Source organism: Candidatus Latescibacter sp. IFSED24, from assembly GCF_058273205.1.
Window position 1 is genome coordinate 163,521 of sequence record NZ_CM177850.1, and the last position, 15,244, is coordinate 178,764.

The window sequence follows — 15,244 nt, forward strand, 5'->3', positions numbered from 1 at the left end:
GAGAATGGAATGGGCCGGCTTCCTGAACGCATCGTCTGCCTCAGCGAGGAATACACCGAGATCCTCTACCACCTCGGCGAGGAGGACCGCATCGTCGGCATCACCGAGTACACCTGCCGACCGCCCCGGGCCCGCGACGAGAAGGAACAGGTCTCCCAGTTCCTGCGCGCCGACACCTCCCGGATCGAGGAGCTCCGGCCCGACCTGGTCCTCGGGTTCAGCGACCTGCAGGCAGACCTGGCCGCGGATCTTCTGCGTCGCGGCCTGAACGTGGCGGTCTTCAACCAGCGTTCGGTGGCCGACATCCTCGCGGTGGTCGAGAGCACCGCCCGTCTGGTGGGCCGCGATGTCGACGGCAGGGCCTATGCCGATGAACTGGCGGCCAATCTCGAAGCCGTGCGTCAGCGTGCCCGCACCCTGGTGCGCCGGCCGCGGGTCTACTTCGAGGAGTGGCCCAAGCCGTGCATCACGGCCATCGGCTGGGTGGCCGAGCTGGTGGAGCTGGCGGGCGGCCAGGAGCTGTTCCCCGAGCACCGCGGCGGAGTGCGTGCCCAGGACCGCACCACCGACTGGGACACGGTCCGCAGCCGCGACCCCGAACTCATGCTGGCTTCCTGGTGCGGAGCCAGGTTCAACGCCGGCACGGTGCGCCGGCGTTCCGGCTGGGACTCGGTGACCTGCGTCCGCGAGGATCGGCTCGTGGAGATCCCCTCGGAGATCATCCTGCAACCAGGACCTGCAGCTCTGACCGATGGAGTGGCAGCGATCCAGTCTGCCGTGGCGGCCACGGTCGCGGCAACCGAAGCCTGACTTGCCAGCGGACGGCGGTCGGCTCTAACATGACCGACGACCTGCTTCATCCCGTGGGCGGAACCGCCGCCATGCCGTCGGAGGACAACCACACCATGCGTCTGTTCGTCACCTCCAGTCTGGCCCTGCTCATCCTGACGATGGTGGCTCCGGCGCCGGCGCTGGTCCCCGCCGACCTGCTCGACATGCGCACCTGCGGCCTCGGTGCCCTCTCGCCGGACGGTCGCCTCCTCGTCTACACCGTGAGCATCCACGATCGTGAAAGCGGTGGGGAGCGGACAACCGTCCATCTGCGCGACCTGGAGACGGGAACGCAACAGGTGCTCTTCACGCCGGACGATCAGGCCGCCGGGTTCGTGTTCGCCCCCGATGGTCGCGAACTGGCCTTCACACGGCGCACCGACGCGGGGACCGAGGTCTGGCTCATGGCCGCCGACGGTACCCGGCGGCGGCGCGTGGCCGGGCCCGGACGGTTCGGTGAGCTGGTCTGGTCGCCCGCCGGCGGCGAACTGGCCCACATCATCAGCGACCGGGCCCCCGAGTACGCCGGCATCCCTGGAGTGGTGACCGTGGCCGACGATCTCGGGTGGCGGCACCTCGGGCTGGGCGAGCGCGAGGGGATGCTACGACAGCTCCACATCGTCGATCTGCGGACCGGCGAGGATCGAGCGCTGCCCACGCCCGAGCTCGATGTCCGCGAGGTGGCCTGGTCGCCGGCCGGGACCCGGCTCGTGGTCAGCGCCAAGCCACAGCGCCATCTGGGTCGTACGCTGAACACCGAGCTGTACGTGCTGGATCGCACGGGAGGCAGGGCGCGGCGCCTGACGCGGAATCCCGGCCCGGACACCAACCCGCTCTGGTTCGACCCGGATACCATCGTCTGCCAGAGCCATGCCGACAGCCTGCACGAGAGCGAGCCGGCCCACCTCGTGGTCCGTGACGCCGAGTCCGGCGAGGAACGTGGGCGGCTGCTGCAGGATTTCGACAACTGCGTCTGGGGCGCCTGGTTCCATGCCGGTCACCAGTACTTCCGCGGCGCCCGGCGTGGAACGGCGGCCATCTTCCTGACCGAGCAGAACGGGGGCCGTCAGCTGACCCCGCCGGGCTGGAATTGCTGGGATATCCGCTTCGGCGGCGAGCGAGCTGTGTTCTGGGCCAACAGCCAGACCTCGCCCGGGGCGCTCTTCGAGCTCGATCTGGCGTCCGGCGAGATCACCACGCTGTTCGATCCCAATGCGCGCTGGTCGGCGCGAGTGGGGCTGGTGGAGCCCGAGCACTTCGAGGTCGAGGTAGAGGGGCTCCTGATCGAGGGCTGGGCCTTCCTGCCCGAGGACCATGTGCCGGGCCAGCGCCTGCCCACGGTGCTCTCGATCCACGGCGGGCCCAAGTGGATGTACGGCGGCTACTTCCTACCGGAATTCCATGTCCTGCCCGCCTTCGGCTATGCCGTGCTGGCCGCCAACCCCACGGGGTCCACGGGCTATGGCCAGGCATTCATGGACGCCGTCCGGGGCGACTGGACGGGGCGGCCTGGTCGGGAACTGCTCGCCGTGATCGACCACGCCGTGGCCGAGGGCTGGAGCGACGACCGGATGCTCGCGGTGATGGGGGGCAGCTATGGTGGACACCTGGCTGCGGCGCTCACCACGCAGGGCGACCGTTTCCGTGCCGCAGCGGTGGATCGCATGTACCCGCAGACCGAGATGTTCTGGGGCGCCACCGACGAGAAATGGTTTCCCGAATGGGAGTTCGGTGGCCGCCCCTTCGATCCCGACGCCGCCGCGGTCTACCGCCGCAACAATCCCTTCCGCGACGTGGCCAAGGTGCGGACGCCGACCTTGATCAGTCATGGGCTGCAGGATTTCCGCTGCCCTCAGGACGGCTCGGTAGCCTGGTACTCGGCCCTGCGGGCCCAGGGGGTCCCAGCACGCTTGCTGCGGTTCCACGACGAGGGCCACGGCCTGCGCGGCCGGGCGAACCAGGTGTTCTACCTCGAGCAGTTGCTGATCTGGTTCGAACGCTACGTGCTGGAGGCGGCGGCGCATGACTGAGCGAGCGTCCCGCTGGCGGGCGCCCACGAGTCCCGAGGCACCGGTGCCCGCGCCGCGCCGGTGGTCGCTCTGGTTGCTGGCGGCCAGCATGGTCCTGGCCATCGGCCTGAAATCGCATCCCTATTACCTGGGTATCCCCTGGCCCTGGCTCGCCCTGGCCACCATGCTGCCAGGTCTGATCCTGGCCCACGGCGATCCGGATCGGCGCTGGTGGAAGACCAGCGTGCTGCTGGCCTACCTGATCATCCTGCTGTTCTTCACGCGCATCGACGGCGACACGGGCGACGCGCATGTCGTCGAACTGGTGGTCAAGCTCGGGATCGGAGCGCTGGTCGTGCCGGCGCTGGCCGCCCGGCACTGGCTGGGCGAACCGCTCGATTACCAGTGGGTGAGCGGACGCTGGTCGCTGCGGATGTGGGCGTGGCTGCTGGGGGGGTTCACGCTGGCCTACGTGATCCTGGGCTGGTACTTCAACTCCTGGACGCCCACGCTGCACCAGAGCTGGCCGCTGCCGCCCGTGGACGACCCCGCGCGCCCTGCCGAGATGTGGCGATTGTTCTGGGGTTGCAACTTCGTCGGGTTCTGGGACGAGCTCTGCTTCGTGAACTTCGTCTTCGTGCTGCTGGCCCGGCGCGTCGGTTTTCGCGAGGCGGTGGTGGCGCAGGCGGTCTTCTTCACGAGCTTCCTGCACGAGATGGCCTTCGTGGGCTGGGGTCCCGTGGTCATCTTCGTCTTCGCCATCATCCAGGGTTTCACCTACCACAGCACGCGCTCGCTGCTCTACGTGGTGATCCTGCACCTCCTGATCGACACCATCCTGTTCTACTGGATCGCCAACCGGTGGTATCCCGGCTGGGGGTGGCATCCGGGATGACCGGACGTGACCGCAGAAAGCTGCAAGGGTTTTACTTAATTGGTTTTAGAGGCTCAGGTACGCTCCCGAGGTGACGATAGAATCAGCGAGAGGATCGGAGCGGATCGGGATCGGTCCGCGAAGCACTGATCGGGATCGCGTACTCCATGAACGAACGTCGTTGGCGCCCGGAATGGTTCCTCCTCCTGATGCCCCTGGTGGCGGCGCTCGTCCCCCTGGGATTGACGCGCCTCGGGTTCGTCTTCGCGTCCGTGGCCGAAGGGGGCGCAGGTGCTCATCTGGCCGCCTTGCACACCGGGCCGGGGTTGCTGCGCCTCGACCTGCCCCTGGTCGGTGTCGGGCTCTCGCTGGCGTTGCTGGCGACAGCCGGTTACCGCGCCATCGGCTCGCGCTTCACGCTCCTGCTCAGCTTGACCATCGCCTGGGCCACCATGCTGGTCGCCATCTCCTGGGTCCCGGCGACCGGCCTGGATCTGCCCGGCAACCCGATGACGTTCCGGGCTCAGACCGATTCCTGGTCGCGGGTCCATCTGGCGCTGATGGTGGTCGTGGGGGTCATGGTCGCGCATGGGCGTCGTCGCCTTGGTGCACGCCGTGCGCTCTGTGCGCTCAACGTTATCGGACTACTGCTGATGATGTCGCAGTACCTGACTTCGCGCAGCGATCTGACCCCTCCCCAGGGGATCCATTCGCTGGCGCCGCTGGTCGGGGCGTGGGTTTGCCTGCTCGCGGTGGTGGGCTGGTCGGGCCGGAACGAGGACGGGCAGCCCCGATTCCTGGGCCTCTCCGTGGTCACGGCGCTGGGACTGTATCTCGCCAGCGTGCTCTACGTGGAATCCGGCCGTCAGGGATCTCTCGCCGGCGGCGAGGAGATCGGCGACCTGCTCCGCTGGCTGGCATCGACCATGCCCTTGCTCGGCCTGTGTCTCGATCTGGTCCTGGGCGCCTTCGCCGTGGGGCAGGAACGCGAGAAGCGGTTCCTGCACGCCATCATCGACAACATCCCCTTCCTGGTGGCCGTCCGCGACGAGAACGATCGGGTGGACCTGGTCAATGCCACGCTGGCGCGCTTCTGCAACACGACCGTCGGCGAACTGGAGCAGGGCACCGCGACCTGCGGATCCGCGCTACCGGCCTGGCTCAACGAGGGCTACCAGCAGGACCTGGACACACGACCCGAGGTTGGCCAGGCGGTCCCGGCGGGTGAACATTGCGTCGAGGTCACCGACCGTCACGGTGAGAAGCGCGCGCTCCTGGTGAATCATCGACTGTTCCGCTCCATGTCCGGTGGTCCGGTCCAGCGCTTGACCATGGGCCAGGACATGACCGAGCAGCACCAGGCGGAGCTCAACCTGGCCCGGGGCCTGGTGGCAGAGCGCACCCAGACCAGCATCCTGCGCATGCTCGCCCGCGGCCGGCACGAAAAGTTCGGTTCCGATCTCGAGAAGGCCCTGGGACAGGTGGCGGACTTCTGCCGGGCCGACGCCGGCCTGCTCTGTCGTCGCGAGGGCCAGGGCGTGGTCCGGATCATCGCTTTCGCGGCCCGACCGGGCGGGCCGCGGGTGCCGGAGATGGTGACCGAATCGGTGTTCGGCGATGCCATCCCCCGCCTCGAGCAGGATCAGCCGGTGTTCATCAACAACCTGCGCCAGGACCTGCAGGGCACCCAGGGACAGACCTTCGTCTGGAACTCGGTGGAGCTCAGTTCGCTGATCCTGGTGCCCGTGTTCGACCAGGGTGAGCTCTGGGGCTGTATCGGCGTCCACAGCCGTCGGCCGCACAAGGTCTGGGACAACCTGGAGATCCACCTCCTGCGGGTGGTGGCCGAGGTCATGTCCGCCGCCTATGGACGCTATCGGGCCGAGACGTCGCTCCAGGAGGCCATGGCCGAAGCCCGGGCGAGCAGCGAGGCCAAGAGCCAGTTCCTGGCCAACATGAGCCACGAGATCCGCACCCCGCTCAACTGCGTCATGGGCCTCTCGGAGCACCTCTTCGATCTCGACCCCTCCGCCGAGCAGCGCGAGTGCCTCAACATGATCCGCCACTCGGGCGACGTCCTGCTCAACGTGATCAACGATGTCCTCGACCTCGCGCGCATCGAGTCGGGCAAGGTCCAGATCCAGGAGCTGGACCTGGACCTGCCGTCCCTGCTCACCAACACCCTCGGGATGTTCCGCACCAGGGCGCAGGAGAAGGGGCTGGACCTGGTCCTGGATCTGGATCCCGACCTGCCGCAGGAGGTCCTGGGCGACGAGATCCGGTTGAGCCAGATCCTCACCAACCTGCTGGGCAACGCCCTCAAGTTCACGGCGGAAGGGACGGTGACCCTCCGCGTCCAGCCCGTGGGGCCCTCGGGTGGCGATCCCAGGCTCTGGATCCGTTTCGCGGTCCAGGACACGGGGATCGGCATCGCCCGGGACAAGCTCGAGACCGTCTTCGAGAGCTTCACCCAGGCCGATGCCTCGACCACGCGCAACTACGGCGGCACGGGCCTGGGACTGGCCATCTGTCGGAGTCTGGCAGACCTCATGGGCGGAACGCTCACGGCGGCCAGCGAACCGGGCGCCGGATCGGTGTTCACCCTCGAGGTCCCCATGACCGTCACCGATTGCCAGGTCGCCCGCGAGGTGGTGGCCAGGCCGCAGCTGGCCGAGACGCCGCTGCCCGAGGTGCCGGCGGGCTGCCGCGTGCTGGTGGTGGAGGACAACCTCATGAACCAGGCCGTGGCCCGACGGCTGCTCGCGTCGCTGGACTGCGAGATCTTCATGGCCGACCACGGCCAGCAGGCGCTGGACATGCTCGGGGAGATCGAGGTCGATCTGGTGCTCATGGACTACATGATGCCGGGCATGGATGGCCCCGAGACCACGCGACGCTTGCGCCGGATGGGCGGCTGGCTGGCCGACCTGCCGGTGGTGGCGCTCACCGCCAACGCCATGGATCGGCACCAGCAGGAGTGCCTGGCGGCCGGCATGGACGGGTTCCTGACCAAGCCCATCCGCAAGGCCGAGCTGGCCAGGGTGGTGGCCTCGGCGGCGCGGCCGGTGGCTCTCGCCTAGCGGCTTCTGACCACCAGCAGCCCACGACTGATGCGGATCACGCCTTTCCCGCTATATTGACAAATTGAGTCAAGTAATGCCGGGTGTTCCGAGAACGGCCGGCGAGCAGCCCTTTGGACGATGGGAGAGTCGTGATGTCCGAACCGAGGATCGCCGCCAAGAAGCCGATCGTGCTCGAAGTCGCGGCCGGTACCTACTGGTATTGCACCTGTGGGGCCTCGGCCGGCCAGCCCTTCTGCGACGGTTCGCACAAGGGCACAGAGTTCCGACCGGAAAAGGTAGAGGTGGCCGAGGATTGCAAGCTGGCGTTCTGCCAGTGCAAGCGGAGCGGCTCCCAACCGAGTTGCGATGGATCCCATCGCGATCTCTAGAATCCAGGAGTGTTGAAACCATGCGCAAGACGTTGTCGCTGGTCCTGAGCCTGGCCCTCGTGGCCAGCGCCCAGGCAGCCACCTTCAGTATCGATCAGAGTCACAGTTCCGTCGGTTTCAAGGTCAAGCACATGATGGTCAGCAACGTTCGCGGGAGCTTCGGCGAGTTCGGCGGGACCTTCGAGTACGCAGAGGGCAAGCCCGCGGCGTGGTCGGTGCAGGCCGAGATCCAGACAGCCTCGGTGTTCACCGCGGACGAGAAGCGCGACGAGCATCTGCGCAGCGACGACTTCTTCGCGGTCGCCCAGCATCCCACCATGACCTTCACCTCCACGGCGGTCCGCGCCGATGGCGACGATTACATCCTGGTCGGCGACCTGACCATGCTCGGAGTGACCAAAACCGTGGAGCTCGAACTCGAGTTCAACGGCCAGGTGACCGACCCCTGGGGCAACACCCGGGTTGGCTGGGAGGCGCGCGGCGAGATCAACCGCAAGGATTTCGGCATGGAATGGTCCAAGGCCATGGACAACGGTGGCCTGGTGGTGGGCGACAAGATCGAGATCGAGCTGGAGATCGAGGGCATCCTGCAGCAGTAGGGGCCGCGACCAAGCAATCCAGACGGCCCCGTCGCTGCGGGGCCGTCATCATTCGAGGCAGGAGGAATCACGATGGAGTACCGTCATCTGGGCCGCAGCGGCCTGCGTGTCTCGGCGCTGAGCTACGGCAGCTGGGTCACCTTCGGCGATCAGTTCGACGAGGACACGGCCTATGCTTGCATGACCGCGGCCTACGACGCCGGGGTCAATTTCTTCGACAACGCCGAGGCCTACGCCCAGGGCGAGTCGGAGGTCATCATGGGCAAGGTCCTGCAGCGCGCCGGCTGGCAGCGGAGCGACCTGGTGATCTCCACCAAGATCTTCTGGGGCGGCAGCGGACCCAACGACCGCGGCCTCTCGCGCAAGCACATCTTCGAGGGCATGGCCGCGTCGCTCGAGCGCCTCGACCTCGACTACGTCGACCTGGTCTTCTGCCATCGACCCGACCTGCACACGCCCATCGAGGAGACCGTGCGCGCCATGAGCGACGTGGTCACCAGCGGCATGGCCTTCTACTGGGGAACCAGCGAATGGTCGGCCGAGCAGATCCGCCACGCCGACGAGATCGCCCGCCGCCTGAACCTCGTCCGACCGGTCATGGAGCAGCCACAGTACAACATGCTGACCCGCGAGCGGGTGGAGGCCGAGTATGCGCCGCTGTACCGCGATCTCGGCCTGGGCACCACCATCTGGTCGCCCCTGGCCAGCGGCATCCTCAGCGGCAAGTACAACGACGGCGTGCCGGCCGACAGTCGCCTGGGCCACGAGAAGTACACCTGGCTCAAGCGGATCCTCGAGGGCGAGAAGGGGCAGTGGAAGCTCAAGGTGGCCGGGCAGATCGGTGCGCTGGCGGGGGATCTGGGTTGCACGGCCTCCCAGCTGGCGCTGGCCTGGTGCCTGAAGAACCCCCACGTCTCCACGGCCATCACCGGCGCCTCGCGGCCCGAGCAGGTGACCGAGAACATGGGGGCGCTCGCGGTCCTGCCCAAGCTCACCGACGAGGTCATGGCCCGCATCGAGGAAATCCTGGACAACAAGCCGGGGCAGGCGGCGGACTGGCGGACCATGTAACAGCGGTGCCGGCGCTGCTGTGCCGAACGAAGGCCCCGTCCTCGGGTGGACGGGGCCTTCGCTGTCATACCAGGTGGCGCTGCCTAGCGCACCATCACCACGCGGCTGTTGAGGATCTCGTGGCCGGTCTCGGCGCGGACGAAATACACGCCCGAGGCGGTGCGGCGGCCGGCGCCGTCGCGGCCGTCCCAGACCAGGACCCGGTCGCCGGCTGCGACGCTGCCGCCGAAGAGGTCGCGCACCAGCTGGCCACGGGCGTTGTAGATCTTCACGGTCACGTCGCTGGCGCGGGGGACCGAGAGCTGCAGCTCGGCGTGGTCGTTGCCCTGGCCCAGCACCAGCAGGCGGGGACCGCCGAGGACCACGTCGTCCACGCCGGTGGTGGTGCCCACGGTGAAGCTGCGCACTTCGCCCAGCTCGCCGCGCTCCTCGCTGTCGGCGGCGTAGGCGCGCCACCAGTAGGTGCCCTCGGCGAGGGCGGGGGCGGTCCAGGTGGTCTCCTCGGCGTCGCCGGCGGGCACGCCGTCGGCGCCGGCGGCGACCTGGGTCAGCAGCTCGTCGGCGTAGATGCGGAAGCCGTAGGTCACCTCGTCGCCCTCGGGGTCGGTGACGTTGCCCACGGTGAGGGCCACCGCGCCGTTGATGGTGGCGCCGTCGGCCGGAGCCAGCAGCGGGGGCGCGTCGGGGGTCAGGTTGTCGGTGCCGGCGCCGAGGAGCATGACGTCGTCGATGTACCAGCCGTCCTCGGTGACATAGGTGTCGGTGTCGAGGAGGAAGCGCACCTGCAGGTTCTGGCCGGCGAACTGGCTCAGGTCCAGCTCCACCTCCTGCCATGAGTTCTGGGTGCCGTCGTAGCTCACCAGGGTCTGCCAGGTACTGCCGTTGGTCGACACCTGGACGCGGCCGTAGTCGTAACCGTCCTCGATGTCGTAGCGATGCCAGAAGACGAGCCGGCTGGCGGTGAAGGAACCGTTGATGGTGGCGGTGGCGTTCCAGTAGTCGCCGTACTCGCCGCTGGGGGAGTCGGTGAGCGCGTAGGGGGCCGAGTGGGCGGTGGAGGTCAGGCCCCACTGGCCGCCGTCGAAGGTCCAGTTGCCGAGACCCGCCGAGAAGTCGTCGAAGAACAGTGCGTTGGGCTGGCCCACCATGAAGCTCACGGGGTAGTCGAAGCTGCCGCCATCGAAGCTGGCGGTGACCGTGACGTTGACCAGGTGGCCGTCGGGGCACGCCGCATCGACGAGGAAGGGCAGGTCGGGCTCCACCGCGACGTCGGCCATGGGGGCCAGGGTGCCGATGTTGCGCACCGCGTCGGTGAACTGGATGTAGGGGTCGTTGCAGGAGACGGTCAGGCTGAGGCCGTCCAGGGCCTCGGTCAGACCCTGGTTGATCACGGCCAGCGAGAGGCGGCCGGCATCGCCGGGCTCGAGCAGTTCGCCGGCGGCGTCGGCCACGGCGCCGAACTGCACGTCCGGGAACGCTCCGGCGGCCATCATCAGGTAGAGCATGGGCCAGATGTTGTCGGCGAAGAGCTCGTCGCGACGGCTGAAGCTGGGCCAGAAGCCGTCGCTGCCGCCGCCGATCTCGTTGCTCACGGTGTAGATCTTGGCATGCTCGTCGGTGGCGCCGTACGTCCAGTCGAAGGTCACGCCGTCCACCGTGTAGCCCAGCATGTCGCCCACGTAGCCGTAATCGTAGCCGTTGTAGCGGGTCATCATCTCGCCCATGTGCTGGAAGAGGTCATGATCCGGACTCGGCGCCTCGGTGTAGCCCCAGGGGTGGATGGTCACGTTGCTGTAGGTGTGCAGCGTCTGATGCGTGACGAACTCGCGGCTGTTGACGAAGTTCATCAGCGCCGTGACCTCGGGCTCGCTGCCGGGGGAAGGACCGCGGTAGGTCTCGCTGTTGGGGTCGGGGCTGCTGCCCGAGCCGCCCCACTCGTAGGGGTAGTTGCGGTTGGGGTCGACGCCGTAGACGCCGGGGCTGTTGTAGCGCCGGTTCTTCCGCCACATGCCGCCGCCGTTGGGGTTGGTCTGCTCGTTGTAGACCACGCCGTCGGGATTGACGATGGAGACGAGGTACAGCTCGCGGTTGTCCATGAGCCAGGTCACCACGGGGTCGGTGCCGTAGTTCGAGCAGAGGTAGTCGGCCCAGAGGATGCCGAATTCGCCCGACATGATCTCGCGGGCGTGGTGCATGGTGTCGAGCAGGATCTCGGGCTCGCCGCTCTCGTCCACGTCCGGGTTGTCGGACAGGCGCACGCACCAGATGTGGCGCATCTCGTGCGTGGTGCCGATGGAGAACTTCTCGCTGATCAGCGTGGGGTACTCGGTGCGCAGGCTGTCCAGGTAGGCGATGTTCTCGCTGTAGGTGTGCCAGCCGCCGAAGTTGGTGTCCTTGTTGACCACCCGGGAGGCGTAATGGGCCTCGAGGTCCTCGTGGACCTTCTCCAGCCGCAGCCCGCTCTCCTCGAGGATCGCCAGGGTCTTGGGGGTGGTCACGATGTCGGCGCCGAGTCCGGGTTTGACCTGGACCACGTCGAGTTCGGGGTGGGCGCGCAGGAAGGCGGCGCCGTCGGCGCCGTCGAACCAGACCCGGGTCAGGGAGTAGTCGCCAGCGGCAGCCGTACCGACCAGGATGACGGCCAGCAGTGCGAGGCCGACGGTGAGGCGCTGGATGAAACGCATGGGATCCTCCGGATGGGACCAAGAAGCGGCGACATGTTCGCCGTGGATGTCAGAGCACCGATAATCTTACCAGGAATCGGGATCAGACTCAAATGCGCAAGAATCCCGCTTTTGTGACATAATGGGTCATTCCCCGGTTGGCAGATGCAGCAGGTGTCAGTATGGTGGCGGGCAACCACTCAACATCCCGGAGGGATCTCCATGACTCGGTTTGCAAACGGACAGCGATTCCTGGTCCTGGTGCTGGCTCTGTCCTTGCTCGCGGCCGGGGCCGCCAGCGCCGGGAGCGTCACGGCCAGCAAGGGCATCTTCGGCAAGGGCAAGGTGAACGGCAAGGTCGTCGGCGGCTACGCCAGCAGCGGCGGCGAGAGCTACTTCCTGCTGGGCATCGGGGCCGGCTACTACTTCATCGACGGCCTGGGTGCCGGCCTCGACTACGAGACCTGGCTCGGCGGCAGTCCTTCGTACAACAAGCTGAGCCCCTGGCTGGGCTACGTGTTCTGGCAGGTGCCCAAGGTCAAGCCCTACGTCTCGGGTTTCTATCGCCAGACCTGGATCGGCGACGGCTACGACGATGTCCAGCACATCGGCGGCCGTTTCGGCGTGTACCTGGCCCAGGGGCGGACCTGGCTCGGCGTCGGCGGCGTCTACGAGCATCGCCTCAATAGCGAAGGATTCGCCGACAAGGATCAGGTCTATCCCGAGATCAGTGTCGTGATCGGATTCTGAGTCCGCGGCGGGATAATCGCGCGGTCCCCCTGTATCAGCGAGGCCCCCGTCCGGCGACGGGGGCCTCCTGCGTCCGGAAACCGTGTGGTCCGGGTCAGGCCTCGGCGGACATCTTGTCCACCTCGCCGCAGGTCTTGGCCACGGCGGCGACGGAATTGCTCAGCGCATCCTTCTCGGCGCCGGTCAACTCGATCTCGATGATCTTCTCGATGCCGTTCTTGCCCAGGATGACCGGGACGCCCACGAAGAGGTTGTCGACTCCGTACTGGCCCTCGAGGAGCGCGCAGACCGGGGTGATCTTGCGCTTGTCGTAGGCGATGCACTCGATCATGTCCAGCGCCGACCAGGCCGGCGAGACGAACGCCGAGCCGCTACCGAGCAGGCTGACCACCTCGCCGCCCGCCTTGCGGACCCGGGTCTCGATGGCCTCGAGGTCTCCCTCGTCGATGAACTCGGTGACCGGCAGCCCGTAGATCCGGCAGGCGCTGCGGATGGGCACCATGGTGTCGCCATGTCCGCCGAGCACCACGGCCTCGACATTCTCCACCGACACGCCCGCGGCCTGGGCGACGAAGTACTTGTACCGCGCCGAATCCAGGACCCCAGCCATGCCCATGATCTTCTTGGTTGGGATGAGGTCCTTGAGCTGCTGATGCAGGCGGTAGACGATGGCGTCGAGGGGGTTGGCCACCGAGACCACGAAGGCGCCGGGGCAATATTCGCGGATGCCGCCGGCCACGGCGTCGGTGATCTTCAGGTTCGTGGCCAGCAGTTCCTCGCGACTGGGGAAGGTGCCGTCCGGGCGCATGGTGCGGGGGACCCCGGCGGTATTGATGACGAAATCGGCCCCGGCCATGACCTCGTAGCCCTTGCTGCCCTCGAGCACCGTGTCGACCCCGATGACGGGCGTACCCTCGGCGATGTCCAGGCACTTGCCCTTGGCGAACTCCGGGGGCTTCACGTCGACCAGCGCGACCTCGCGAGCCAGCCTCCGCGAGGCGGCCTCGGCCGCACACACGCCTCCGATGTTGCCGCCGCCGATGATGGCAATCTTGTTGATCATGTGAAACTCCTCCGCGACTTGGCGCCGAAGACCAGCGCCAGGGACCAGCGTAACCGGGCATCCAGAGCAATGTAAGGCGGTTTTGAATGCCGGCAACCGGAGTGCGGGGGGCGCGCTGGCGGTGGCCTCAGACCGCGCCGCCCTCGATGGCGATCCGCGACCAGTCCTCGAACGTGCCTCCGTCCGGTCCTCGTTCGGCACCGAGTTGCCGGGGCAGGTCCTGCGCGGCCAGCCAGCGTGCCTGATGGGGCTCGGCCTGGTCACTGACCGTGTGCAGCAGTTCCTCGTCGGATCCCGGCAAGGCGTCCAGGTTCACCCGGAACACCACCCCGAAGTGGACGCTGGACACGTCCTCCCGGTCGCTATTGATGAATCCGGCAGCCTCGAGCGTGATCCGCGCGGGATCCAGGCCGGTCTCCTCTGCGAGTTCCCGGCGGGCCGAGGCCTGGATCAGACCGTGCACTGCCACGTCGCGGTCCTCACGGTCCAGGGGCTCGATATGGCCACCGAAACCCACGGACCAGAGGCTCCCCAGGCGCTGCTCGGTATGCTTCGCCCGGCGCTGGTAGGCCAGGACGCGTCGCTCGGCATCCTGGCCACGGGTCAACACCAGATAGGGGATGATCTGCTTGTAGTGCGAACAGTGCTCCATGAATTCGCGTTCGGCGAAGAAGAGGTGAGGTGCCAGTTCGCCGAGGTCCACCGTCGCAGGTGGCAGGAAGCCCTGGGGACTGAGGCCGGGGAACAGGTGTCGACGATCGATGACCAGGATGGCGCGCATGGTCTCTCCTCTTGGGGCTGCAGGTGGTCCGGGGAAGTTAGCACGCGAGGGCCCGAGACCCAAGCACACCCTGGCGACCGCGATTTTATATTGACAAAGCCTGGACAAAAGATATATAGATGAATCAGAATTACCGTTGTCCGGGTGCTGGTGCCCAGTTCTGGGAAGCGGTGTCGGTTGCCACCGGAAGAGGTTGAACAGTGCAGCGAGGAATCGAGAAACCCAGCGACGGTCTGCCGATCAGCGTGGTGGTGCGCCGGACCGGATTGACCCAGGACATCCTCCGGGCCTGGGAGAAGCGCTACGAGGCGGTGGTGCCGCTGCGGACGGCCACCGGGCGACGCCTCTACACCGAGGATCACGTGGCCAAGCTCCGTGTCCTGAAGCAGCTGGTCGATGGCGGGCGCCGCATCAGCGACGTGGCCCGGCTGGAGCTGGCCGAGCTGCAGAACTTGGCCGACGAGGATGCCAGCGAGGCGGTGGCGCCGGCGCGGGTCTCGCCGAAGCTGGCGGGAGGCGGGCACCTGGCCGCCTGCGTGGCCGCCCTGGAACGCCTCGATCGTCGGGAGCTCGAGCGGGCCCTGGACGCGGCTTCCGTGGCCCTCAGCCGACCGCGCCTGCGGAACGAGGTGATCGTGCCGCTCATCGTGATGATGGGGCAGCGCTGGCAGGAGGGTGTCTGGCGGGTGGTGCACGAGCATCTGGGTACGGCCGTGCTGCGTTCCTTCCTCTGGTCCATGTGGCGGCGCTCCGAGCTGGGGCCCGGCGCCCCCTCCCTGGTGGTCGCCACCCCGGCGGGGCAGCATCATGAACTGGGGGCGCTGCTGGCGGCCGGTGTCGCGGCCGATGTCGGCTGGCAGGTGGTCTATCTCGGCGCGGACCTGCCGGCCGAGGAGATCGCCGCGGCGGTCGAGGCCTCCGGGGCGACCACGGTGCTCCTGAGCCTGGTCTATCCGCTGGGGGACGTGAAGCTGCTGGACGAGATCCGGCGCCTGCGTCAACTGGTGGGGCCGGACCTCCCGCTGGTGGCCGGCGGCCGGGCGGTGGCCGGGATCCACGAGGAACTGGCGGCCTCGGGGGTCCGATTCGCCAGGGACCTCGATGAATTGGCGGGCATCCTGGCGGTGAAGCAGACTTGACTTTCAATGGACG

12 protein-coding genes are annotated in these 15,244 nt (G+C 67.5%); 9 read left to right on the forward strand and 3 right to left on the reverse strand.

Annotated features, from left to right (window positions below):
* Positions 1-9 precede the first annotated feature (9 nt).
* The 7 genes from IFSED24_RS00650 to IFSED24_RS00680 all read left to right on the forward strand — a co-directional run bounded on the left by IFSED24_RS00650 (position 10) and on the right by IFSED24_RS00680 (position 8,835).
* On the forward strand, positions 10-810 hold the full coding sequence (locus IFSED24_RS00650) for a cobalamin-binding protein (RefSeq protein ID WP_491333296.1): 801 nt from the start codon (positions 10-12) through the stop codon (positions 808-810).
* Positions 811-839: 29 nt separating this feature from the next.
* Positions 840-2,861: a S9 family peptidase gene (locus IFSED24_RS00655; RefSeq protein WP_491333297.1), complete on the forward strand. Its 2,022-nt coding sequence runs from the start codon at positions 840-842 to the stop codon at positions 2,859-2,861.
* Entirely contained in the window at positions 2,854-3,735 is an 882-nt protein-coding gene (locus IFSED24_RS00660) for a CPBP family intramembrane glutamic endopeptidase (protein WP_491333298.1), read from the forward strand. The genes IFSED24_RS00655 and IFSED24_RS00660 overlap by 8 nt, the downstream gene beginning before the upstream one ends.
* 146 nt (positions 3,736-3,881) lie before the next feature.
* The gene (locus IFSED24_RS00665; RefSeq protein WP_491333299.1) at positions 3,882-6,794 is read left to right on the forward strand and encodes an ATP-binding protein; all 2,913 of its coding nucleotides are present in this window, start codon (positions 3,882-3,884) and stop codon (positions 6,792-6,794) included.
* Positions 6,795-6,928: 134 nt separating this feature from the next.
* Positions 6,929-7,165, forward strand: a complete 237-nt coding sequence (locus tag IFSED24_RS00670; RefSeq protein WP_491333300.1) for a CDGSH iron-sulfur domain-containing protein — start codon at positions 6,929-6,931, stop codon at positions 7,163-7,165.
* A gap of 20 nt (positions 7,166-7,185) precedes the next feature.
* Positions 7,186-7,764, forward strand: coding sequence for a YceI family protein (locus IFSED24_RS00675; RefSeq protein ID WP_491333301.1), 579 nt, complete (start codon positions 7,186-7,188; stop codon positions 7,762-7,764).
* A 72-nt stretch (positions 7,765-7,836) separates the two neighbouring features.
* Positions 7,837-8,835 (forward strand): potassium channel beta subunit family protein, encoded by a 999-nt coding sequence (locus IFSED24_RS00680; RefSeq protein WP_491333302.1) that lies wholly within the window; start codon positions 7,837-7,839, stop codon positions 8,833-8,835.
* An 83-nt stretch (positions 8,836-8,918) separates the two neighbouring features.
* On the opposite strand, the gene IFSED24_RS00685 is transcribed toward IFSED24_RS00680, so the two are convergent.
* Complete coding sequence (locus IFSED24_RS00685) at positions 8,919-11,519, reverse strand: M14 family zinc carboxypeptidase (protein ID WP_491333303.1); 2,601 nt, start codon at positions 11,517-11,519, stop codon at positions 8,919-8,921.
* Positions 11,520-11,720: 201 nt separating this feature from the next.
* On the opposite strand from IFSED24_RS00685, the gene IFSED24_RS00690 reads away from it, so the two are divergent.
* The gene (locus tag IFSED24_RS00690) at positions 11,721-12,248 is read left to right on the forward strand and encodes a hypothetical protein (RefSeq protein ID WP_491333304.1); all 528 of its coding nucleotides are present in this window, start codon (positions 11,721-11,723) and stop codon (positions 12,246-12,248) included.
* Positions 12,249-12,342: 94 nt separating this feature from the next.
* Here the strand turns inward: IFSED24_RS00690 and IFSED24_RS00695 are convergent, their stop codons facing one another.
* Together IFSED24_RS00695 and IFSED24_RS00700 are read right to left on the reverse strand one after the other, a co-directional pair.
* Positions 12,343-13,311, reverse strand: a complete 969-nt coding sequence (locus IFSED24_RS00695) for a malate dehydrogenase (protein ID WP_491333305.1) — start codon at positions 13,309-13,311, stop codon at positions 12,343-12,345.
* A 127-nt stretch (positions 13,312-13,438) separates the two neighbouring features.
* Positions 13,439-14,092: an NUDIX domain-containing protein gene (locus IFSED24_RS00700; protein WP_491333306.1), complete on the reverse strand. Its 654-nt coding sequence runs from the start codon at positions 14,090-14,092 to the stop codon at positions 13,439-13,441.
* Between the two features lie 200 nt (positions 14,093-14,292).
* Between IFSED24_RS00700 and IFSED24_RS00705 the strand changes: the two genes are divergently transcribed.
* Positions 14,293-15,231, forward strand: coding sequence for a MerR family transcriptional regulator (locus tag IFSED24_RS00705; protein WP_491333307.1), 939 nt, complete (start codon positions 14,293-14,295; stop codon positions 15,229-15,231).
* Positions 15,232-15,244 lie beyond the last annotated feature (13 nt).